Origin of the sequence: Aeromonas sp. S16(2024) (assembly GCF_041403065.1) — a bacterium.
Classification (GTDB): domain Bacteria; phylum Pseudomonadota; class Gammaproteobacteria; order Enterobacterales; family Aeromonadaceae; genus Aeromonas.
Map to the genome: position 1 here is coordinate 1 of NZ_JBGLQX010000002.1, position 22277 is coordinate 22277.

General features: G+C 60.6%; 17 protein-coding genes. 8 read left to right on the top strand and 9 right to left on the bottom strand.

The window, feature by feature from the left end; translation table 11 throughout:
- Nucleotides 1-135 precede the first annotated feature (135 nt).
- The gene (locus ACB030_RS01860; RefSeq protein ID WP_371157561.1) at nt 136-834 is read right to left on the bottom strand and encodes a B3/4 domain-containing protein; all 699 of its coding nucleotides are present in this window, start codon (nt 832-834) and stop codon (nt 136-138) included.
- Between the two features lie 310 nt (nt 835-1144).
- Here ACB030_RS01860 and ycaO point away from each other — a divergent pair, with 310 nt between their 5' ends.
- From ycaO to pflB, 3 genes are all read left to right on the top strand, one after another.
- Nucleotides 1145-2905, top strand: coding sequence for a 30S ribosomal protein S12 methylthiotransferase accessory factor YcaO (gene ycaO / locus ACB030_RS01865; RefSeq protein WP_371157563.1), 1761 nt, complete (start codon nt 1145-1147; stop codon nt 2903-2905).
- Nucleotides 2906-3286: 381 nt separating this feature from the next.
- Complete coding sequence (gene focA, locus ACB030_RS01870; protein WP_371157565.1) at nt 3287-4135, top strand: formate transporter FocA; 849 nt, start codon at nt 3287-3289, stop codon at nt 4133-4135.
- Between the two features lie 41 nt (nt 4136-4176).
- Nucleotides 4177-6459: a formate C-acetyltransferase gene (gene pflB, locus ACB030_RS01875; protein WP_371157567.1), complete on the top strand. Its 2283-nt coding sequence runs from the start codon at nt 4177-4179 to the stop codon at nt 6457-6459.
- A gap of 122 nt (nt 6460-6581) precedes the next feature.
- On the opposite strand, the gene phnX is transcribed toward pflB, so the two are convergent.
- The 3 genes from phnX to phnW are packed head-to-tail and all read right to left on the bottom strand — an operon-like array spanning nt 6582 to nt 9977.
- Complete coding sequence (gene phnX, locus ACB030_RS01880) at nt 6582-7421, bottom strand: phosphonoacetaldehyde hydrolase (protein ID WP_371157569.1); 840 nt, start codon at nt 7419-7421, stop codon at nt 6582-6584.
- Nucleotides 7414-8838: an aspartate aminotransferase family protein gene (locus ACB030_RS01885; protein ID WP_371157571.1), complete on the bottom strand. Its 1425-nt coding sequence runs from the start codon at nt 8836-8838 to the stop codon at nt 7414-7416. The genes phnX and ACB030_RS01885 overlap by 8 nt, the downstream gene beginning before the upstream one ends.
- Nucleotides 8835-9977, bottom strand: a complete 1143-nt coding sequence (gene phnW / locus ACB030_RS01890) for a 2-aminoethylphosphonate--pyruvate transaminase (protein WP_371157573.1) — start codon at nt 9975-9977, stop codon at nt 8835-8837. The genes ACB030_RS01885 and phnW overlap by 4 nt, the downstream gene beginning before the upstream one ends.
- Nucleotides 9978-10218: 241 nt before the next feature.
- Here phnW and phnR point away from each other — a divergent pair, with 241 nt between their 5' ends.
- The 5 genes from phnR (at nt 10219) to ACB030_RS01915 (ending at nt 16589) form a co-directional block, all read left to right on the top strand.
- Nucleotides 10219-10926 (top strand): phosphonate utilization transcriptional regulator PhnR, encoded by a 708-nt coding sequence (gene phnR / locus ACB030_RS01895; protein ID WP_371157575.1) that lies wholly within the window; start codon nt 10219-10221, stop codon nt 10924-10926.
- A 134-nt stretch (nt 10927-11060) separates the two neighbouring features.
- Entirely contained in the window at nt 11061-12080 is a 1020-nt protein-coding gene (locus tag ACB030_RS01900; RefSeq protein WP_202045325.1) for a putative 2-aminoethylphosphonate ABC transporter substrate-binding protein, read from the top strand.
- Between the two features lie 256 nt (nt 12081-12336).
- On the top strand, nt 12337-13431 hold the full coding sequence (locus ACB030_RS01905; RefSeq protein WP_371157577.1) for a putative 2-aminoethylphosphonate ABC transporter ATP-binding protein: 1095 nt from the start codon (nt 12337-12339) through the stop codon (nt 13429-13431).
- Nucleotides 13428-15164, top strand: coding sequence for a putative 2-aminoethylphosphonate ABC transporter permease subunit (locus ACB030_RS01910; RefSeq protein WP_371157579.1), 1737 nt, complete (start codon nt 13428-13430; stop codon nt 15162-15164). The genes ACB030_RS01905 and ACB030_RS01910 overlap by 4 nt, the downstream gene beginning before the upstream one ends.
- 18 nt (nt 15165-15182) lie before the next feature.
- Entirely contained in the window at nt 15183-16589 is a 1407-nt protein-coding gene (locus tag ACB030_RS01915) for an FAD-dependent oxidoreductase (RefSeq protein WP_371157581.1), read from the top strand.
- Between the two features lie 116 nt (nt 16590-16705).
- On the opposite strand, the gene ACB030_RS01920 is transcribed toward ACB030_RS01915, so the two are convergent.
- The 5 genes from ACB030_RS01920 to odhB form a co-directional block, all read right to left on the bottom strand.
- On the bottom strand, nt 16706-17161 hold the full coding sequence (locus ACB030_RS01920; RefSeq protein WP_371157583.1) for a YcgN family cysteine cluster protein: 456 nt from the start codon (nt 17159-17161) through the stop codon (nt 16706-16708).
- Nucleotides 17162-17491: 330 nt separating this feature from the next.
- Entirely contained in the window at nt 17492-18592 is a 1101-nt protein-coding gene (locus ACB030_RS01925) for a GTP pyrophosphokinase family protein (protein ID WP_371157585.1), read from the bottom strand.
- Nucleotides 18593-18877: 285 nt separating this feature from the next.
- On the bottom strand, nt 18878-19750 hold the full coding sequence (sucD, locus tag ACB030_RS01930) for a succinate--CoA ligase subunit alpha (RefSeq protein ID WP_042649072.1): 873 nt from the start codon (nt 19748-19750) through the stop codon (nt 18878-18880).
- Complete coding sequence (gene sucC, locus ACB030_RS01935) at nt 19750-20916, bottom strand: ADP-forming succinate--CoA ligase subunit beta (RefSeq protein ID WP_005300220.1); 1167 nt, start codon at nt 20914-20916, stop codon at nt 19750-19752. Before sucC ends, sucD begins: the two co-directional genes overlap by 1 nt.
- A gap of 106 nt (nt 20917-21022) precedes the next feature.
- Nucleotides 21023-22213: a 2-oxoglutarate dehydrogenase complex dihydrolipoyllysine-residue succinyltransferase gene (odhB, locus tag ACB030_RS01940; RefSeq protein ID WP_025326738.1), complete on the bottom strand. Its 1191-nt coding sequence runs from the start codon at nt 22211-22213 to the stop codon at nt 21023-21025.
- Nucleotides 22214-22277: the final 64 nt, after the last annotated feature.

A 22277-nucleotide genomic window follows, 5' to 3' on the forward strand; every position in this document is an offset into this window, starting at 1 on the left:
GCGAGCCTCGATAGCGGTGTTATGGGAGGGCTGGTTTAGGTTAGAGACCCTCCTTGAAGGCTATGAACTGGCGCTGTCTCTTGCGCATCAACAGTTGTGATCAAGAGACAGCCCAGGGTGGCCATTATGTTCTCCTCATGCCCCGTCGGGGTTTCCTATCAGCACGCTCTCTATCCGGGCGCCCGGCATCATCTGCCTTAACCCCTCGATCAGCCGATCACCGGCCTCCTGCAGCGCCGCCAGCGGCATTTCAGGCAAGCTTTCCAGGATGAACCACATCTGCCCGGACTCGGCGCTGAGCCGGGTTCTGGTCCCCTGACGCCAATTCCAGCGGCGACAGGTCACGCCTCTGTCATCACACCAGACCACCTCGCCAGGTTCGGGGGTCTCATGGGCAGGGGCCCCCTCCTTCATGGTGTCAAACAGCTCGGTGCCATCGGCAATGATCAGCCGGGGCGATCCTTCATAAGCGGTGAGATCCTCTCCACCGACGGGGATGGCATATTCGATGCTGATGGCGTTGTAGAGATCGACGACGGGATCGATGCAGGGCAGGCTGCCCTCGCGCTGCACCCGCTTGAGCAGCGCCTGTGCCGAGCAGGGGGTCCGCTGAGGCTTGGCACCGAAGCGTTTGAATACTTCGCCCCAGGCGGACAGATGATCCTGTGCCCAAGGTGCACCGCCCGCCGCAACGTATTGGCAGGCCCGCGCCAGCGCTTGTGCGCCGACGTTGCGATCGACCATGGTGGCCCCGTCGACCTGGATGCTCAGGGCCCGGAATCCCGGGGCCAGGCTGGTCACCCTGGCATCAATCTGTGGTGTCATGAATGGCATAGCAACTCCCAATAAATGATCCGTGGCGAAGGCGATAACGGCAGACGAGGCCAAGTGACCCATGCCCGGAGGGCTGGTGCAGGGTGCTTGTCACCACGAAGAAACAAGTCGGCCCCATGATGGACGGCGGCATGAGATAAAAAAATCTACTTTTTCTTAATGTTGTTCAGGAGAGCTAATAACCCAGACTATGCTGGCCACCGACGACAACCTGACCCGCACCTGGAAGGGGATTGTCCTGGCCGCTTTTCCCGCCACTCATGCTATTATCTGCGACCGAACATGAGCCATTAAAAATCAGGATATTGTGATGACCGACCACACTTTTATTCCCGGCAAGGACGCGGCGCTGGAAGACTCCATCGAGCGGTTCCAGACCAAGTTGCAGGCCCTGGGGTTTGATATCGAAGAGGCCTCCTGGCTCAACCCCGTACCCAACGTCTGGTCCGTACACATCCGGGACAAAGAGTGCGCCCTCTGCTTCACCAACGGCAAGGGAGCCAGCAAGAAGGCGGCCCTGGCGTCGGCCCTGGGGGAGTATTTCGAGCGTCTCTCCACCAACTACTTCTTTGCCGACTTCTATCTGGGCGAGCAGGTGGCAAATGGTGACTTCGTCCACTACCCGAACGAGAAGTGGTTCCCCATCCAGGGTGACCAACTGCCTGCCGGTCTGCTCGACAGCTTCACCCGCAAGTTCTACAACCCGGATGGTGAAGTGACCGCCGACATGCTGGTGGATCTGCAATCCGGCAACGAGGAGCGCGGTATCGTCGCCCTGCCGTTCGAGCGCCAGTCCGATCATCAGACCGTCTATATCCCGATGAACATCATCGGCAACCTCTATGTCTCCAACGGCATGAGTGCCGGCAACACCAGGACCGAGGCCCGCACCCAGGGCTTGTCCGAGGTGTTCGAGCGCCACGTGAAGAACAAGATCATCGCCGAAGCCATCAGCCTGCCGGAGATCCCGAGCGAGGTGATCGCCCGCTACCCCGGTATCAAGGCTTCCATCGATGCGCTGGAGGCCGAAGGCTTCCCCATCTACAGCTTCGACGCCTCTCTGGGTGGCCGCTATCCGGTCATCTGCGTGGTGCTGCTCAACCCGAGCAACGGCACCTGCTTTGCCTCCTTCGGCGCCCACCCGCGTTTCGAGGTCGCCTTCGAGCGCACCGTCACCGAACTGCTGCAGGGCCGTGGCCTGAAGGATCTGGATGTCTTCGTGCCGCCGTCATTCGACAACGAGCAGGTGGCGGATCACCACAACCTGGAGACCCACTTCATCGACTCCTCCGGCCTCATCAGCTGGGATCTGTTCAAGCAGGAGTCCGACTTCGAGTTTGCCGACTGGGATTTTCGCGGCACCTCCCAGGAGGAGTTCGACCACCTGATCGGCATCTTCCACGAGCTGGAGCAGCCGGTCTACATCGCCGACTACGAGCACCTGGGCGTCTACGCCTGCCGCATCCTGGTGCCGGGCATGTCCGACATCTATCCGGTCGAGGATCTGCTGCTGGCCAACAACACCATGGGCGCCCACCTGCGGGAAACCATACTGGCGCTGCCGTCCCTGGCGTGGGACGCCGAGCAATACATGGCGCTGTTCGACCAGTTGGATGAAGAGGGGCACGACGAGCGTACCCGGGTGCGCGAGCTGCTCGGCATCGCCGCCGCCAAGGGCACTGCCCTGCACACCCTGCGGGTCGGCGAGCTCAAGGCCATGCTGGCGCTGGCAGCAGGCGAGCTGGAAAGCGCGCTGGATCTCATCGACTGGACCATGGAGTTCAACCAGTCGGTGTTCCCGGCGGATCGCGCGAACTACTACCGCGCCCTGCGCGCCTGTGTCGAGCTGTTCCTGGATGACGAGCGTGACCCCGAGCAGTACCGCCCGGTATTCGCCCGCATGTTCGGGGAAGAGACCCTGGCCGAGGCCTGGGCCCATGCCCGCGGCGAGGCACGTTTCCACGGGTTGGAGGCGGCCGATCTGTCCCTCTCCCAGTTCCCGCTGCATCAGAAACTGCTAGCAGCCTACGAGAAACTGCAAAAGGCCAAACGAATCCACACATGGAGCTGATATGCCGGTGTGACGAAGGGGCCTGATGGCCCCTTCTGTTTTATGGGCTACGCTTTGGCGGGCTCTTACTCAAAGATGAAATAAATAACAAAAAATACCTCTTAGGGGGTTGTCAATTTGACCTTCATCATGCTGAGGAGCCGTAAAGGTGCATTGCCGGTGCTTTTTTTGATATGCAAGATATAAATTCTTAAAAATCATCAAATTAAAAATAAACCCATTTCTGTTTCACCTGAAACCTGGTGTAAAGTCAAGCTTCCGGATGAAGAAAAAACCTGTAGTAAAATTACATTCACAATCTGTAATTCTTGATCGGAGTCAATTTTGGGGATCAGCCCCTTTGTTATTATTTCCACAGGCAAAATATGCAGGTACTGAGAATTGAAAGCAGAATCTCCCTTTGATTGTCTGAAGCCCGAAGCCATAGCCGCGCTGGCTGAAGACATTACCTATGCCAAGGCAACCAAGCCCGCCCACAAGGTCATTCCTCTGGCCATCACGGCAGGTGCTTTCATCGCCATCGCATTCGTGTTCTACATCACCGTCACCACGGGATCGAGCGGCATGGCCTGGGGAATGTCCAAGCTGGTCGGCGGCATCTGTTTCTCCCTCGGTCTCATTCTGTGCGTGCTGCTCGGTGCCGAGCTGTTCACCTCCACCACCCTGACCCTGGTGGCCAAGGCCGCCAACCGCATCAGCTGGTCTCAGCTGCTCAAGAACTGGGGGCTGGTCTACTTCGGCAACCTCATCGGCGGGCTCATCATAGTCGCGCTCATCATCATGTCGGCGGAATACACCGCGGCGGATGGTCAGTGGGGGCTGAATGCCATGAAAGTGGCCCAGCACAAGATCCATCACACCTTCTTCGAGGCCCTGGCGCTCGGCATCCTCTGCAACCTCATGGTGTGTCTCGCCGTGTGGATGGCCTTCGGTGCCCGCACTGCCACCGACAAGGTGATGGTGATGCTGCTTCCCGTCGCCATGTTCGTGGCCTCCGGCTTTGAGCACAGCATCGCAAACATGTTTATGATCCCGGTCGGCATCGCCATCCATAGCGTCGCAGGCCCGGAATTCTGGCAGGCCATCGGCCAGGACCCGGCATCGTTCGCCGATCTGACCGTATCCAACTTCGTCCTAAACAACCTCATTCCGGTCACCCTTGGTAATATCATTGGTGGCGGCGTCATGGTTGGTCTGACTTACTGGTTTATCTTCCGTCGCCATCATTAAGGATGGCGGCAGACACATAAATACCTTGAGAGGTAATGAAAATGGCAGAACTTAACGAACAGTTCCAAAAAGCATGGGAAGGCTTCGCGGCCGGTGAATGGCAGACCTCTGTCAACACCCGTGACTTCATCCAGAAGAACTACACCCCGTATGAAGGTGACGAGTCCTTCCTGGCTGGCGCGACCGAAGCTACCACCAAGCTGTGGGACAAGGTCATGGAAGGGATCAAGATCGAGAACCGCACTCACGCGCCGGTCGATTTTGATACCGACCTGCCCTCCACCATTACCGCTCACGATGCCGGCTATATCGATCAGAGCCTGGAGCAAATCGTTGGTCTGCAGACTGACAAGCCGCTCAAGCGCGCCATCATCGCCAACGGCGGTATCAAGATGGTCAAGACCTCTTGCGAAGTCTACGGTCGTCAACTTGACCCCATGGTCGAGAAGATCTTCACCGAGTACCGCAAGACTCACAACCAGGGCGTGTTCGACGTTTACACCAAGGACATCCTGAGCTGCCGTAAATCCGGCGTCATCACCGGTCTGCCGGATGCCTACGGCCGTGGCCGCATCATCGGTGACTACCGCCGTGTTGCCCTGTACGGTATTGACTTCCTGATGGCCGACAAGCTGGCCCAGTTCAAGTCTCTGCAGGCCGATCTGGAAAACGGTGTCAACCTGGAAGCCACCATCCGTCTGCGCGAAGAGATCTCCGAGCAGCACCGTGCCCTGGCCCAGATGAAGGTGATGGCCGCCAAATATGGCTGCGACATCTCAGTTCCGGCCAAAACCGCCAAAGAAGCCGTGCAGTGGACCTACTTCGCCTACCTGGCGGCGGTCAAGTCCCAGAACGGCGCCGCCATGTCCTTCGGTCGTACCTCCAGCTTCCTGGACGTCTACATCGAGCGTGACCTGAAGAAAGGCCTGCTGACCGAGCAAGAAGCCCAGGAGCTGATGGACCACATGGTCATGAAGCTGCGCATGGTTCGCTTCCTGCGTACTCCTGAATACGATTCACTGTTCTCCGGCGACCCGATGTGGGCGACCGAGACCCTGGCCGGTATGGGCGTTGATGGCCGTACCCTGGTCACCAAGAACAGCTTCCGTATGCTGAACACCCTGTACACCATGGGCCCGTCACCTGAGCCGAACCTGACCATTCTGTGGTCCGAGAAGCTGCCGGTCGGCTTCAAGAAGTACTGCGCCAAGGTATCCATCGAGACCTCTTCCGTTCAGTACGAGAACGATGACCTGATGCGTCCGGACTTCAACAACGATGACTACGCCATCGCTTGCTGTGTGTCCCCGATGATCGTCGGCAAACAGATGCAGTTCTTCGGTGCCCGTGCCAACCTGGCCAAGACCATGCTGTATGCAATCAACGGCGGTATGGACGAGAAGCTCAAGATCCAGATCGGCCCCAAGACCGAGATGGTCAAGGGTGAGTACCTCGAGTACAACGACGTGATGGACCGTCTGGATCACTTCATGGACTGGCTGGCCAAGCAATATGTCGCCGCCCTGAACATCATCCACTACATGCACGACAAGTACAGCTACGAAGCCTCCCTGATGGCGCTGCACGACCGTGACGTCTATCGCACCATGGCATGCGGCATCGCCGGTCTGTCTGTTGCGGCTGACTCCCTGTCTGCCATCAAGTACGCCAAGGTCAAGCCGATTCGTGACGAAGATGGCGTTGCCATCGACTTCGAAATCGACGGCGAGTACCCGCAGTTCGGTAACAACGACGCTCGCGTCGATGACATCGCCTGTGACCTGGTCGAGCGCTTCATGAAGAAGATTCAGAAGCTCAACACCTACCGTGGCGCCGTGGCTACCCAGTCCGTGCTGACCATCACCTCCAACGTGGTGTACGGCAAGAAGACCGGTAACACCCCGGATGGCCGTCGCTCAGGTGCGCCGTTTGGCCCGGGTGCCAACCCGATGCACGGTCGTGACCAGAAGGGTGCCGTTGCTTCCCTGACTTCCGTCGCCAAGCTGCCGTTCGCCTACGCCAAAGATGGTATCTCCTATACCTTCTCCATCGTACCGAATGCTCTGGGCAAAGACATGGAAGCCCAGAAAGCCAACCTGGCCGGCCTGATGGATGGTTACTTCCACCATGAAGCCAACCTGGAAGGCGGTCAGCACCTGAACGTCAACGTGATGAACCGTGAAATGCTGCTGGACGCCATGGAAAACCCGGAGAAATATCCGCAGTTGACCATCCGCGTATCCGGTTATGCCGTTCGCTTCAACTCCTTGACCAAAGAGCAGCAGCAAGACGTCATCACCCGTACCTTCACCGCTTCTCTGTAATAGAGTCTCTGTGAACAAAAACCGGCGCCCAGGCGCCGGTTTTTTTATGTCTGCTCTTCAGGGCCCAGCGGCTTGCAAGGCCGATGACAATCCAAGCCTCCCCTTCCCTCTCACCACCTTGTTCAGGGTCGCTCCCCTGCCGCCAGACGGCGGTTGATGTCCGCGATGACTGGGGCGATATCGGCCAGGGTGTCGATGACATAGTGAGCCCCCGCCCCCCGCAGTTTGGCCTCGGCCGGAGCGCGCCGGGCGGCGATCTCGACTTCGCTCATGGCTGCAAACTCGTCCCAGGTGGCACCAAATTCGTTGCCGGAAACCGACAATCCCACCGTCCACATGCCGGCGCTCAGCCCTTCGCTGATGCCGGGTACGGCATCATCCACCTTGATGCAGCGATGCACCGCACTCACGCCCAGCTCAATCACGTTGGCCAGCGCCATCCAGGGGCCGGGGCGACCGCCTGCCTTGAGATCGTCGGTGGCAACCCAGTGATCCGGCCGATAGCCGTGATCGGCCGCGGCTGGCACCAGCGCCTCCATCACCGGGCGGGGGTAGCCGGAGCAGGAGCCGATCCGCAGCCCCTGCCCCCGCAGTGCATCCAGCACCGGCAGCACACCGGGGATGGGGGCGGCGAAGCGGGTCACGGCGGCAATCTGCAGCGGCATAAAGGTGTGATAGAGGTGGTCTACCTCGGCATGGCTCATGGGGTGGCCGAAGCGGGCCTGCCAGCGCTCATCCACCGAGGGCAGACGGCCGAGGGCCGCGATATGATCCCACTTGCCCAGCCCCATGGGCTGGCGTGCCTCGTCCAGGCTCACCGGGAAGTCATAGGCGCGGGCGAAGGCCTCGACGAAGATGGAGGTGGGGGCGAAGGAGCCGAAATCGACGACGGTGCCGGCCCAGTCGAGGATCAGCGCCTCTACATCGGTGGCCGGGTGGATGGCAATCTGCAAGTCAGTCATGGTGATCTTCCTGTTTAGGTGAAAGTGCGATCTCGCCAAGGGCGCGATCGAGAATGTTGATGGCGCGCACCAGATCGGCGCGGGCGATATTGAGCGGCGGCGAGAGCTGGATGACGTTGCCCTGGGAGACCTTGAAGCTGAGCCCGAGTTCCAGACAGCGGTAGAGCAGCCGCTCGGCGGCCTGGCTATTGCGGGTGCGACTCTGGTGATCGACCACCAGATCGAGCGCCCACAAAAGACCGATACCGCGCACCTGCCCGATCAGCGGGTGACGCTCGGCAAGCACCGCGAGCTCGCGCGCCATAAAGCGGCCATCCTCCTGCGCTTTTGCCAACAATCCCTCTTCGCGGATTGTCTCTATAGTGGCGAGCGCCGCAGCGCAGCCGATGGGGCTCTTCTCGTGGGTGTAGTGACCCAGCGAGATGGCCGCCGCCTGATTGAAACGATCGCGAGTGATGAGCGCGGCAAAGGGCACCACACCGCCCCCCAACCCCTTGCCCATGCAGATGATGTCGGGCTCGATGCCGAACTCTTCGAAGCTGAACCAGTGGCCGGTGCGGCCCAGGGCATTGGGGATCTCGTCAACGATCAGCAACACCTTGTGGCGATCGCAGATCTCCCGCACCCGCTGCCAGTAGGCCTTCGAGGGCACCTGCACATCGGTGTTGCGGATGGGCTCGGCGATAAAGGCCCCTATCCCCCCCTCCTTCTCGATGACGTACTCCAGATAATCGGCGTAGTGCAGGTCGTCCCCCTCCCCGCGATACCAGACGCCGCGATAACGGGTGGGGGGTGGAATGCGCTCCACCCCGGCCATCAAGGGGCCCATGCCGGCGCGAAAGCAGGCCTCACCGCCCACCGAGATGGCATCGAGGGAGGCACCGTGAAAGGCATCCCACAGGGACACCACCTTGCTGTTGCCGGTGATAAAGCGGGCTAGCTTCAAGGCAATGCCCACCACCTCGCTGCCGCCCGGGGCGAACAGCACCCGGTTGAGATCGCCGGGAGCCAGTTCGGCCAGGGTGCGGGCACAATCGATGGCGATCCTGTGGGTGTAGCGGCGGGGTGCGAACGGCAGATCGGCGAGCTGCTGCTGCACCGCGGCCACCACCTTGGGGTGGCCGTGGCCCAGCTGATGGACGCTGTTGCCGTGAAAATCGAGGTAACACGCGCCCGATACGCTGGTCAGCCAGCTCCCCTGCGCCCCCTCAATCAGATCCAGACAGGGGGTGGAGAGGGCTTGATGGAGGAAGTAGCGGCTATCTTCCGCCAATCCGGCCTGTACTACTTCGCTCTGGCCCGCCCACCAGCGCGCCCGACTCTCGCCGAGGTTGATATCCCCTTCGCTGTCGGCGCGGCCACTGCCGTGCAGCTTATCGTCACGCAGATCAGGACCCTGAGCCGGCATGCTGGTCATGGTGCTTCCCCCTGCCAGTAGCAGGCGCTGGCCATGGCGGCGAGCAGTTCACGCACCCGCTCTGGAGTCACGTCGCCGATATTGCCGATACGGAAGCAGTCGGCCTGGGAGACCTTGCCCGGATAGATGACAAAGCCCTGTGCCTTGAGCCGCTGGTAGAAGTCGACGAAGCGGTAGTCCGGGTGGGCCGGGGAGTAGAAGGCGGTGATGATGGGAGATTGCCATTTTTCTGGCAGCAGCGGCGCAAAGCCGAGCTCGGCCATCCCCGCCACCAGGGTGCGCTGATTCTCGCCGTAGCGCCGATGGCGGGCGGCGATGCCCCCCTCTTCATCCAGCTCACGCAGGGCCTGGGCAAAGGCCAGCACGGTGTGGGTTGGCGAGGTAAAGCGCCACTTGCCCCCCTGCTGCTCCATGGTCTGCCACTGGGCGTGCAGGTCGAGGGAGACAGAGCGGGCGCGACCGGAACAGGCCATCAGCGCGGCGCGGCGGGCAATGACGAAGCCAAAACCCGGCACCCCCTGAATGCACTTGTTGGCGGAGCTGATGAGAAACTCGATGCCAAGGCGGCCCATGTCGATGGGGATGCCGCCAAAGCTGCTCATGGCATCGACGATCAGGCGAATGCCACGGCGCTGGCAGAGCGCAGCCACCTCCTCAAGGGGGTTGAGCATGCCGGTGGTGGTCTCGCAGTGCACCATGGCCAGATGGGTGATCTCGGGGTGGCGCGCCAGCATGGCGTCGATGGCGGCAGGCTCCGGGCGGGTCGTCTCACCGCAGTCCAGCTCATGGTGGCGCAGGCCGAGGCAGCGGGCCATCTCCCCCATGCGGGCCCCGTAAGCGCCGTTGTTGATGATCAGCAGGCACTCATCGGCACCGATCGCCGAGCCCAGCACGCTCTCCACCACATAGCTGCCGCTCCCCTGCAGCAGTACGGCACTGTAGTCGCTTTCATATTCCGGGCCGGTGGCGAGGCGCACCAGCTCGCGGCGGATGGGCTCCACCACGCCCAGGTTGTAGTCCGCATCCCAGGTGCAGCTGTCTTGCAGCATGGCGGCCCGCACGGTAGCTGTGGTCGAGAGGGGGCCCGGGGTCAGCAGCAGGTAATCGACGGCGGCAGGGGCCGCAGGAATATGGGTCATGACTTCGCTCCTTTTGGTATATACCAGAATGAGCGCATTGTGGGTAACTGCCCCGCCAAGGTCAAAGGGGTGGGGCCACGTGCAACAAAAAATTCATTTTCAGCGCCGGGATCGCGATAATCTAGGAAGCCTGAACAACAGGGGCAACACTGGTCTCTACCAACATTTTTTGACGCCGCCGTTTAACGACCGAGCAGATAACCAGCCCATTGCCCAACTCATTGCACAACCAGAGATTTTCATGAGCAAACCGCAATACCTGCAGATCAAGGATGCCCTCGCCAACCAGATCCTGGCGGGGGGCCTGGCCTCCAACGACAAGCTCCCCTCCGAGCGGCTGTTGGGGGAGCTCTACGGCACCACCCGGGTCACCATCCGCGAGGCGCTGGTGCAACTGGAGGCAAACGGCCTCATCTATCGGGAGGATCGCCGCGGCTGGTTCGTCACCCCGCCGCGCTTTAGTCTCAACCCCAGGCGCACCTCCAACTTTCACCAGATAGTGCGGGAGCAAGGGGGAGAACCGCGCACCGAACTGCTGGAAAAAAGCCGCCAGGCGGTGCCGCCCGCGTTGATGGCGCGGCTGCAGCTCAAGCCGTTCGACAGCCTGTTTCTGCTCAAGCGGCTGCGCTATGCCAACGGGCGCGCCATCTGCTATTGCGAGAATCACTGCCTGCCCGAGCGGGTGCCCGGCCTGCTGGAGCTGGATCTTGCCGGCAGCCTGACCGAGATCTATCAGGCCCATTACGATCTCCACTACGCCCGCATGCAGGTGCGCTTCTTCCCCACAGCCCTGCCGGACGAGGTGGCCAAGGCGCTGGGGGCCACCGCCGGTCTGCCCGCCCTGCGCCTCGAGCGGCTCAACTTCGATCAGCACGGCCGGGTGCTCGACTTCGATCTGGAGTACTGGCGCCACGACAGCCTGGAGATCGAGGTGGATACCCAGGATTAGGAACAGACAAGTCAAGGGCGGACAATCCCGTGCGGCAAAACGTCACGGGACCGTCACCTGAACGTCATAAAGATCCCCTAGCCTCTCTCTCGACCAATCTGGTTTATACCAAGCCAATTCATATGGAGAAGAGGATGAAACAGGGAACCCCTTTGCTGGCCGCCGCCGTGCTGGCCGCCATGACAGCCCCGGCACTGGCCGCGACCGATCTCACCGTCTACACCGCCTTCGAGCCGGAGCAGCTCGGCGAGCTGAAAACCGCGTTCGAGCGCCAGCACCCGGATATCAGCATCAAGTGGGTGCGTGACTCCACCGGGGTGGTCACTGCCAGGCTGCTGGCTGAAAAGGCCCAGCCCAAGGCAGACGTGGTGTGGGGACTGGCCGCCACCAGCCTGATGCAGCTCGATCAGCAGCAGATGCTGACCGGTTACGCCCCCAAGGGGCTGGAGAAACTCGACAGCCGTTTTCGTGACGGCAAGGCCGAGCCGCACTGGATTGGGCTGGACGCCTTCTTCAGCGCCATCTGCTTCAACAAGGTAGAGGCACAAAAACAGGGGATACCGGCCCCCACCAGCTGGGCGGATCTCACCAAACCCATCTACAAGGGCAAGGTGATCATGCCCAACCCCAGCTCCTCCGGCACCGGCTACCTCAGCGTCGCCGGCTGGCTGCAGACCATGGGTGAGCAGCAGGGCTGGCAATTCATGAACGGCCTGCACCAGAACATCGACCGCTACACCCACTCGGGCTCGGCTCCCTGCAAGCTGGCCGCCAGCGGCGAGACGGTGATCGGCATCTCCTTCGACTTCCCGGCCACCAGCCTCAAGGCCAAGGGGGCCCCCATAGAGGTGGTGTTCCCGAGCGAAGGCTCGGGCTGGGACATGGAGGCCGCCGCCATCATCAAGGGCACCCCCAAGCTGGAGGCCGCCAAACAGCTGCTCGACTTTGCCGCCACCGAGCAGGCCAACGCCCTCTACAACAAGTCGTTCGCTGTGGTCGCCATCCCTGGGGTCGCCCAACCAAGAGCGGGCTATCCGGCGGATATCAAGGGTCAGATGATCGACAACGACTTTGGCTGGGCCGCCCGCGAGCGCAACGCCATCCTGACCCAGTGGAGCGCCAGCTTCGACGGCAAGACCGAAGCCAAACAGTAAGCGTGAACGGCAGCGGTCCGTGCACGCCCGACGAACCGCCGCCAATAAACCCCTTGCGAAGGCCAACAGGTGTTGGCCTTCGCTTTTTGGTTTATGTCGCCCTCGATGGGCGGCTCCCCGCCCGTCTGTACGCGGCACAGCCACCTGCCGGCGACCCATGGTCATCTGACTGTCATCGAGCTGTCATCCCCTTATCACCTGACCGTCACACTTCATCGGCAAACTGGTATATACCAAATCAGTAGCGAGTCGAACCATGACCCAGCCCTATCTGGACATTCAACATCTCAACAAGCAGTTCGGTGCTTTTCAGGCCCTCAAGGGGATCTCTCTGACCATTGAGCCGGGGGAGTTTATCTGCTTTCTCGGCCCCTCCGGCTGCGGCAAGACCACCTTGCTCAGAGCCATCGCCGGTCTGGATCTGCCAGACAGCGGCGAGATCTGGCAGGGGGGGCGCAATATCTCCCGCCTGCCGCCCCAGCAGCGGGATTTTGGCATCGTGTTTCAATCCTACGCTCTCTTCCCCAACCTGACGGTGGCCCAGAACATCGCCTTCGGCCTCGAGAATCAGGGGCTGGCGCGGGATCTCATCAAGGAGCGGGTCGATCACTGGCTGGGGCTGGTGGATCTCACTGCCCAGTCCCACAAATATCCGAGCCAGATCTCCGGCGGCCAGCAGCAGCGGGTGGCCCTGGCCCGGGCGCTCGCCCTCTCCCCCGGCCTGCTGCTGCTGGACGAGCCCCTCAGCGCACTGGATGCGCTGGTGCGCACCCACCTTCGCAGCGAAATCCGCGCCCTGCAGCAGCGCCTCGGCATCACCACCATCATGGTGACCCACGATCAGGAGGAGGCCCTGACCATGGCCGATCGCATAGTGGTGATGGAGAGCGGCAACATAGTGCAGGTGGGCACCCCGCAGGAGATCTACCACCAGCCTGCGAGCCGCTTCGTGGCCAGCTTCGTCGGCACCATGAACTTCCTCGATACCCTGGTGCTGAGTCCCACCCAGGTGCGCCTCAACGAACAGCCTCTTCAGCTCGCCAACCGGGCCGCAGCAGGCAGCAAATTGCAGGTGGCCATCCGCCCCGAGGCCATCACCCTGAGTGCGCCGAGCGAGCCTTATCTTGGCCAACATGGCGTTGAAGCAACCATCGATCAGGTGGAGTTTCTCGGTGCCGCCCAGCGCCTTATCTGCACCGCCAACACCTATCTGGGCCCGCAACAGATCCTGGTGGAGCGCCCGACCCAGGAGCTGCCCCGCCACGAACAGGGGGGCTGGCGCAGCGGCATGCGCTGCTCCCTGCACTGGCCCGCCGGGGCCATGCAGCTGTTTGAAGGAGATGGCGCATGAGCTCCCCTCTCACGACCTCATCCCCATTGCCCCCATCGCAACCGCAGCGCGCCCCCCTCTGGCGGCGCTCTTGCACCGGCTGGAATCGGGATCAGCTGCTGCAACTCCTGCTGCTTCTGCTAGGCATCGCCCTGCTGGTGGGCGGCCTGCTGCTGCCGCTGCTCACCATGCTGCAAAAGAGCCTGCAAGACGAAAACGGCCTCTGGGTAGGGCTCGCCAACTTCAAGGCCTACTTCGACTCCCCCCATCTGGGGCGCACCATAGGCAACACCCTCTGGCTCGGGGTGCTCATCACCGCGCTGGTGGTGACCATCGCCTTCGGCTACGCCTATGCCCTCACCCGCACCTGCATGCCGGGCAAGAGCCTGTTTCGCCTCGTTGGCCTGATCCCGCTCTTGATGCCCTCCCTGCTGCCAGCCATCAGCCTGGTCTACTGGTTCGGCAATCAGGGGATCGCCAAGGGGTTGCTCGGCGGCGAGAGCATCTACGGCCCCATCGGCATCGTCATCGGTCTGGGCTTCTGGTGCTTCCCCCACGCCCTGATGATCCTTATCACGGCGCTCGGCCAGAGCGATGCTCGCCTCTATGAAGCATCACGGGTGCTCGGCAGCAGCGGCTGGCGCACCTTTGTCACCGTCACTCTGCCCACCGCCCGCTATGGCCTGCTCAGCGCCGCCATCGCCGTCTTCACCCTCACCATCTGCGATTTCGGGGTGGCCAAGGTGATTGGCGGTCAGTACAGCGTGCTGGCCACCGACATCTACCGCCAGGTGATCGGGATGCAGAACTTCGCATTAGGGGCGGTCGCCAGCGTCACCCTGCTGCTGCCGGCGCTCTTGAGCTTTGCCCTGGAGCACAGAGTGCGCAGCAAGATGCAGGAGCAGAGCAGCACCAAGGCGGTGCCCTATCAGCCCAAACCCCATCGGCTGCGGGATCTGCTGGCGCTCGGCTGGTGCAGCCTCTGGGCCCTGCTGTTTCTGGCGCTGGTGGGCATGGCGGTCTACGGCTCCCTGGTGCAATTCTGGCCCTACAACCTCGGGTTGACGCTGGATCACTACGCCTTTGACAGCAACAGCGTCTATGGCTGGCAGCCCTTTACCAACACCCTTCAGCTGGGCCTCTATACCGCCATCACAGGCACTGTGCTTATCATGGTGCTGGCCTGGGCGCAGGAGAAGGGGCGCCACTTCCCATGGCTTCGCCAGTTGCTGCATCTGCTCGCCATGCTGTCGCTGGCGGTGCCCGGCATGGTGCTGGGGCTGGGTTACATCTTCTTTTTCAATGGCTCCGGCCTGCTTGGCAATCTCTACGGCACCCTGCCGCTCATGGTGCTCTCCTGCGTCATCCACTACTACACAGTGGGCCATATGACGGCGGTGACCAGCTTGAAGCAGTTGCCCAGGGAGCTGGAGCTGGTGGCCATCTCATTGCGCATTCCGCTCTGGAAGGCGTTCTGGCGCATCACCCTGCCCGCCTCCCTGCCGGCACTGCTGGAGATCTTCATCTATCTGTTCGTCAACGCCATGACCACCACCTCGGCGGTGATCTTCCTCTATTCCAGCGACAGCGTGCTCGCCTCCATCGCCGTGCTGAACATGGAAGATTCCGGCGATACCGCCACGGCCGCCGCCATGGCCACCCTGATCCTGCTGGCCGCCGCCACCGTCAAGCTGGCCCAGCTTTTCCTGAGCCGAGCCCTGCTGGCCCGCACCCAGCGCTGGCGCCACTCATAACCTTGTCGAGGAGTCATCATGTCCACTCTCCCCTTCTGGCTGGCCGAGGCCCTCGCTGCCGAACAGCCCGCTCCCCCAACGCCTCTTCAAGGCCAGCACGAGGTGGATGTCTGCATCGTCGGCGGCGGCTTTACCGGGCTCTGGAGCGCTATCGCCCTTAAAACAGCCGAGCCACACTTGCGCATCCTGGTGCTGGAGAAGGATCGCTGTGGCAGCGGCGCCTCGGGGCGCAACGGCGGCTGCCTGCTCACCTGGTCGGCCAAGTACCTGACGTTAAAGCGCCTCTTTGGCGAACAGCAGGCGGCCTGGCTGGTGCAAAGATCCGAACAGGCGGTGCACGAGATCGCCCGCTTCTGCGAAAAGCACAACATAGAGGCGGAGCTGAGGGTCGAGGGCACCTGCTACACCGCCACCAGCGAGGCCCAGCGCGGTCTGATGGATCCGGTATTGCGGGAACTAAAGCGAGCGGACCTTAACCAGTGGCAGGCGATTGCGGAGGGTGAACTGGCCAGCCAGAACGGATCCCACGTCCATCTGGAGGGGCTCTACAGCCCCCACGCCGGCTCGGTGCAACCGGCGCTGCTGGTGCGCGGCCTGCTGCGGGTAGCGCGGGAACTGGGAGTCGAGGTCTACGAAGGTTCCCCCATGCAGCGCCTCGAAGGGGGGCAGCCTGCACGGGTACAGACGCCACAGGCTGAAATAATCGCCCGCAAGGTGGTGCTGGCCCTCAACAGCGCCATGACGGCGCACTTTCGCGAGTTTCGTCGCAGCATAGTGCTGGTCTCCTCGGATATGGTGATAACCGAACCCGCGCCACAGGCACTTGCCGCCCAGCAGCTCGCGCACGGCCGCAGCGTGGTGGATGGCCGCACCTTCGTGCACTACTACAGATCCACCCCGCAGGGGCGGCTGATGCTGGGCAAGGGGGGCAACACCTTCGCCTTTGCCAACCGCCATCTGGCCGAGTTCGATGCCCCCAGCCGCTATCTCGCCCCCCTCACCCGCACCCTGCGCCGTTTCTTTCCGGCACTTGAAGATGTGCCCATCGCCGCCAGCTGGTGCGGCGCCTCCGACCGCTCGGTGGATGGCCTCCCCTTCTTCGGCCACTGGCGAGCGCAACCCAACGTTGTCTACGGCCTCGGCTATTCCGGCAACGGGGTAACCCAGAGCTGGATGGGCGGCCAGATCCTGGCGGCCTTGGTGAGAGATGAGGTGCGGGAGGAGGACAAACTGTGGCGCGAGTGCGCCCTGGTAAGCGGACCGCGCGGCTATTTCCCGCCCGAGCCGTTTCGCTGGCTGGGGGCCATGGCGGTACGCAATGCCATCCGGCGAAAAGAGCGGGCGGAGGATGAAAACCGCCCGGTGGCCTGGTATGACAAACAGCTGGCCAAACTGGCCGATGCGGCGGGCAAGGCGGACAAATAAGCGCCTTCGCAGAGCACTGTGGAAATCGCCAGAAAGCCGAAGGGGCAGGAGAGTATGACTCCCCTGCCCCTTCGCTGTTGATACGGTTCGGCGGCTGGCCCGAAAAGGGTCTGGCGTTAGCTGGCCCAGGTGATGATGTGATCGATCCAGTCGCCGGCATGGGCCTCGTGCACCACCTTGCCGCGCACCGACTGGCCGGCCTGGTGCATGGCGCTGCGGCTGCCGGTGATAAGTGGATGCCACTCAGGCAGGCTCTGCCCCTCGGCCAGCAGGCGATAGGCGCAGCTCGACGGCAGCCAGTCGAACTCGGCAATCTTGTCGAAGGTGATCTGCAGGCAGTCCGGCTCTTTCTTGAAGCGGTTGCCGTAGTCGGAACACTGGCAGGTCTTGGTATTGAGCAGGTTGCAGGCCACGTTGGTGAACACCAGCTCCTCGGTGTCCTCGTCGATCAGCTTGTTCAGGCAGCACTTGCCGCAGCCATCGCACAGGGACTCCCACTCCGTCATGGTCATCTGTTGCAGGCTCTTCACCTGCCAAAAGGGGGCGGTCTGCACGGGTTCACTCTGCTGCATAAAGGTAGGCTCGCTCAATACACTAACAAGCGCGTGGTTATACGCCCTATGGCCCGATTTTTCAAGGTTGGTGGTAAACGTTGGGCTTCGCTACGCTCAGCGCCAACCTACAACGCCTGTAGGTTGTGGCTGAGCCTGCGAAGCCCAACAACAAACGAGATAACCATGTGGTCATAAGGCGAATCTTGCAGACTAACTCAACGTGAACGGGTGATAATCATGCTTCACCCTCTCGCCAGTGATCTATCCGGACAAGTACAGGGTTATACCGTGGTCAAAAAGGCGTGTATCCAAAATTTCCCACTACCTGATATTCCTTAACACTGAGTTTTAGTTTGGTGTAACTACAACATGTGACAGCGGATCGTAGTTCCCTATTGAAACTCCACTCTCGCGCATATGGTCAATCTGCGAAGTGAATCGATCAACCCATTTTGCTTCTTCCGACCACGGGTGCCGTTTTGCATAGACTTCGCCCATAGATGCTAGAAGTACAGCCTCGAATCGAGCGACCTGCCCCATTCGACTTCCCCAGAGAATCCGACAAATGTGATCGTCATCGTAGTCTCCAATGCATTCATCAAGCTGAGTCAAAAAAGTAAAACCCATATGCTTCAAATATCGTGCGGTCATCTCATATACCCACTCCGCGATACGGCCATCTGGGCCCAACTTTCTATCAAGATAGGCTTTAAGAGAATCTGGCGTAATTTCAACATCTGCCAAGTGTCCGGATTCTACTGATGTTCTCGCTTCAGTACGTAGCCTCTCATCTGCATCAAGCAATGCTTCAAATTCACGGTCAGCCATTTCTAACATGCCAGCCAATGCAATAAAGCGTCTGCGTATTGTTGAAGGTATTACCGTTTCACTTTTGTATTGTATATCATGCTCCATTTCAGCCCATGCGTGTTGTAGAAGTGTACGAACTTGAATTTCGAAGGTCAGCCCATCGAATCTTGCATATTCTGGCAATCGAAGTCTTGCCGGATGCATTTTGACCAAATAGTGAACACTTTGATAACCAAATCGTCCTTCGTCCAACAACTCTTGGGCTTTATCACTCCTCTCGATGACAAGAAATTGATCATCGATTAGATTGCAAACATTCTGAACCACCTTAGGAAGGAATGTAATTACCCGGATTGCAGCAAGATCCGTGATGTCATGGAGCGGATTAGAATACTTTGGCCTAGTTGGGTCAGTGGCCGATGCCTTTGATGCTTTCATCCCGAAGCTTTCTATTGTTTTCGCTCTACCTTCAACGGAATGGACCCTAATGAGCGCTGTATCAAGCGCAGTCAAGACAATCCTCTGAGCTGTTTCAGAAAGGTCTTCATAACGGGCCCGAACTTCTCGGTACTGAGCCATCCACTGATCGCGGTAAGCTGTCGGTTCAAATGTCACAACACTTTCTGAGTTAATCACCATTCAATTCCCAACAATTCTATTAAATAAAAATTTTCCATCAAGTTACAATGTACTCATCGCACCATTACAAATGGTAAGAACTCTCGCTTCCCATCTGGTTTAATCTCAATAAAACACAAACTTATTTTTCTTGTAGGTAGCTATCCAACTTGTCAGATAGCCAACTTCAAAGTTCTGATTAAAATCAATTTTATATAGAAATATTTATAGCTACTCGAGCAATATGTAAATACTGAAATGCCGCCCTAGGGCGGCATTTTTATCAGAGATAACAGGCTAAAGAACTTACCAGCCGGTCACTTCACGCAGGGCCTTGCCGATATCGGCGAGCGACCGCACGGTTTTCACGCCGGCATCTTCCAGGGCGGCAAATTTCTCTGCAGCTGTGCCCTTGCCACCGGCGATGATGGCGCCCGCATGACCCATGCGCTTGCCAGCCGGAGCGGTGACGCCCGCGATGTAGGAGACCACCGGCTTGGTGACGTGGGCCTTGATGTAGGCCGCTGCCTCTTCCTCGGCGCTGCCGCCGATCTCGCCGATCATCACGATGGCTTCGGTCTTGGGATCGTTCTGGAACATCTCCAGGATGTCGATGAAGTTGGAGCCCGGGATGGGGTCGCCACCGATGCCGACGCAGGTGGACTGGCCGAAGCCCTCGTCCGTGGTCTGCTTGACCGCTTCGTAGGTCAGGGTGCCGGAGCGGGAGACGATGCCCACCTTGCCCGGCTTGTGGATGTGGCCCGGCATGATGCCGATCTTGCACTCACCCGGGGTGATGACGCCCGGGCAGTTCGGCCCAATCATGCGCACGCCGGTTTCCTGCAGCTTCACCTTGACCTGCAGCATGTCCAGGGTGGGGATGCCTTCGGTGATGGTGACGATGAGCTTGATGCCGGCGTCGATGGCTTCCAGGATGGCGTCCTTGCAGAACGGGGCCGGCACATAGATGACGGAGGCGGTGGCGCCAGTGGCTTCCACTGCGTCACGGACGGTGTTGAACACCGGCAGGCCCAGGTGGGTGGTGCCACCCTTGCCCGGGGAGACGCCGCCGACCATCTGGGTACCGTAGGCAATCGCCTGTTCGGAGTGGAAGGTACCCTGACCGCCGGTGAAGCCCTGGCAGATCACCTTGGTGTCTTTGTTGATCAGAACGCTCATTATTTGGCCTCCGCTGCTTTAACCACTTGCTGAGCTGCGTCAGTCAGACTCGTTGCGGCGATGATATTGAGGCCGCTGTCGGCCAGTTTACGGGCACCCAGTTCGGCATTATTGCCTTCCAGACGCACTACCACGGGCACCTTGACCCCCACTTCCTTGACCGCGCCTATGATGCCTTCTGCGATCATGTCGCAGCGCACTATGCCGCCGAAGATGTTGACCAGCACGGCTTGTACCTTGCTGTCAGAGAGGATGATCTTGAAGGCCTCGGTCACGCGCTCCTTGGTGGCGCCGCCGCCGACGTCCAGGAAGTTGGCCGGTGAGCCGCCGTGCAGGTTGACGATATCCATGGTGCCCATGGCCAGACCGGCGCCGTTGACCATGCAGCCGATGTTGCCATCCAGCGCCACATAGTTCAGCTCCCACTGGGCGGCATGCGCTTCGCGGGGGTCATCCTGGGAAGGATCATGCATCTCGCGCAGCTTGGGCTGGCGATACAGGGCGTTGGCGTCGATGTTGATCTTGCCGTCCAGGCAGTGCAGGTTGCCCTTGTCGGTGATGACCAGGGGGTTGATCTCCAGCAGGGCGAAGTCGCAATCCAGGAACATCTGACCCAGACCCATGAAGATCTTGGTGAACTGCTTGATCTGATCGCCGACCAGACCCAGCTTGAAGGCCAGCTCGCGGGCCTGGTAGGGCTGCGGGCCCACCAGAGGATCGATGGCAGCCTTGTGAATGAGTTCCGGGGTTTCGTGGGCGACTTTCTCGATCTCCACGCCACCTTCGGTGGAGGCCATGAAGACCACGCGGCGGCTGCCACGGTCGACCACGGCGCCGAGGTAGAGCTCCTTGGCGATGTCGGTGCAGGATTCCACCAGGATCTTGGTGACCGGCTGACCGTTGGCGTCAGTCTGATAGGTCACCAGGTTCTTGCCGAGCCAGTTCTGGGCGAAGGCACGGATCTCGTCCTTGCTCTTGGCCAGCTTGACGCCGCCCGCCTTGCCACGGCCACCGGCGTGGACCTGGCACTTGACGACCCAGGTATTGCCGCCAATCTTGTCGGCCGCTTCGGCCGCTTCCTGCGGGGTAGCACAGGCATAACCTTCGGAGACCGGCAGGCCATACTCGGCAAACAGCTGTTTTGCCTGATATTCATGCAGATTCATAGATGCTCTATCCGTGTTGTAGGTATTTCCGTCCGGGGCTCGTGTTTCTCAATCCCCTGTGAATGGGGGCCTGGGCGGCCCCTCGTTATCTTTCAGTCACGCTTGCTCAGACATCCAGCAGCAGACGGGTCGGGTCTTCCAGCAGCTCCTTGATGGAGACCAGGAAGCCCACGGACTCGCGGCCGTCGATGATGCGGTGATCGTAGGAGAGCGCCAGGTACATCATCGGCAGGATTTCGACCTTGCCGTCGACGGCCATGGGTCTGTCCTGGATCTTGTGCATGCCCAGAATGGCGCTCTGGGGCGGGTTGATGATGGGGGTGGACATCAGGGAGCCGAACACGCCGCCGTTGGTGATGGTGAAGTTGCCGCCGGTCAGTTCGTCTACGGTCAGCTTGCCGTCACGGCCCTTGCCCGCCAGATCCTTGATGGCCTTCTCGATGTCGGCGAGGCTCATGTTGTCGCAGTCACGCAGCACAGGGGTCACCAGACCACGGGGGGTGGAGACGGCGATGCTGACGTCGAAGTAGCTGTGATAGACGATGTCGTCACCGTCCAGCGCCGCGTTCACTTCCGGGTAGCGCTTGAGGGATTCGACAACGGCCTTGACGTAGAAGGACATGAAGCCGAGCTTGATGCCGTGCTTCTTCTCGAAGATCTCGCCGTACTGCTTGCGCAGCTTCATGATGGGCGCCATGTTGATCTCGTTGAAGGTGGTCAGCATGGCGGTGGTGTTCTTGGCCTCCAGCAGACGCTCGGCGATGCGCTTGCGCAGACGGGTCATGGGCACGCGCTTCTCGGTGCGACCGGCCAGCGGGGCTATGGGCGCAACCGGTGCGGCAGCCACTGCAGCGACGGGGGCTGCCGGCTTGCCCAGGTTCTTGATGAAGGCATCCACGTCTTCCTTGGTGACGCGACCACCCTTGCCGGTGCCGGTCAGCTTGGCCACGTCGATGTCGTGCTCGGCCACCAGGCGGCGCACGGAGGGGCTCAAACCGTCGGCAGCGTCATCGGCTGCCACTTCCACCGGCTTCTCCTTGGTCTCTTCACCGGCCACAGGGGCCGCCTTGAGGATGGCGATCAGCTGGCGGGAGAGCACTGTTGCGCCTTCCAGTTGCAGGATGTCACCCAGCACGCCGGCTTCCGGCGCGGGGACTTCCAGCACGACTTTATCGGTTTCGATGTCAACCAGTACTTCGTCACGGGCAACCAGATCACCCGGTTTCTTGTGCCAGGTGGCGATGGTGGCGTCCGCCACTGATTCCGGCAGGTCCGGTACCTTGATCTCGATAGTCATGTAATCAGTTCCTTGTTACTTCTTGGCCAGCAGGCTTGTTCCAGAGACGGAGAGGGTCGGCTTC

Bases quoted from the DNA above. Each gene is read 5' to 3' on its own strand.
- ACB030_RS01860 (WP_371157561.1), bottom strand. From the start codon at position 834: ATGCCATTCATGACACCACAGATTGATGCCAGGGTGACCAGCCTGGCC.
- ycaO (WP_371157563.1), top strand. From the start codon at position 1,145: ATGACCGACCACACTTTTATTCCCGGCAAGGACGCGGCGCTGGAAGAC.
- pflB (WP_371157567.1), top strand. From the start codon at position 4,177: ATGGCAGAACTTAACGAACAGTTCCAAAAAGCATGGGAAGGCTTCGCG.
- phnX (WP_371157569.1), bottom strand. From the start codon at position 7,421: ATGACTGACTTGCAGATTGCCATCCACCCGGCCACCGATGTAGAGGCG.
- ACB030_RS01885 (WP_371157571.1), bottom strand. From the start codon at position 8,838: ATGACCAGCATGCCGGCTCAGGGTCCTGATCTGCGTGACGATAAGCTG.
- phnW (WP_371157573.1), bottom strand. From the start codon at position 9,977: ATGACCCATATTCCTGCGGCCCCTGCCGCCGTCGATTACCTGCTGCTG.
- phnR (WP_371157575.1), top strand. From the start codon at position 10,219: ATGAGCAAACCGCAATACCTGCAGATCAAGGATGCCCTCGCCAACCAG.
- ACB030_RS01900 (WP_202045325.1), top strand. From the start codon at position 11,061: ATGAAACAGGGAACCCCTTTGCTGGCCGCCGCCGTGCTGGCCGCCATG.
- ACB030_RS01905 (WP_371157577.1), top strand. From the start codon at position 12,337: ATGACCCAGCCCTATCTGGACATTCAACATCTCAACAAGCAGTTCGGT.
- ACB030_RS01910 (WP_371157579.1), top strand. From the start codon at position 13,428: ATGAGCTCCCCTCTCACGACCTCATCCCCATTGCCCCCATCGCAACCG.
- ACB030_RS01915 (WP_371157581.1), top strand. From the start codon at position 15,183: ATGTCCACTCTCCCCTTCTGGCTGGCCGAGGCCCTCGCTGCCGAACAG.
- ACB030_RS01920 (WP_371157583.1), bottom strand. From the start codon at position 17,161: ATGCAGCAGAGTGAACCCGTGCAGACCGCCCCCTTTTGGCAGGTGAAG.
- ACB030_RS01925 (WP_371157585.1), bottom strand. From the start codon at position 18,592: ATGGTGATTAACTCAGAAAGTGTTGTGACATTTGAACCGACAGCTTAC.
- sucD (WP_042649072.1), bottom strand. From the start codon at position 19,750: ATGAGCGTTCTGATCAACAAAGACACCAAGGTGATCTGCCAGGGCTTC.
- sucC (WP_005300220.1), bottom strand. From the start codon at position 20,916: ATGAATCTGCATGAATATCAGGCAAAACAGCTGTTTGCCGAGTATGGC.
- odhB (WP_025326738.1), bottom strand. From the start codon at position 22,213: ATGACTATCGAGATCAAGGTACCGGACCTGCCGGAATCAGTGGCGGAC.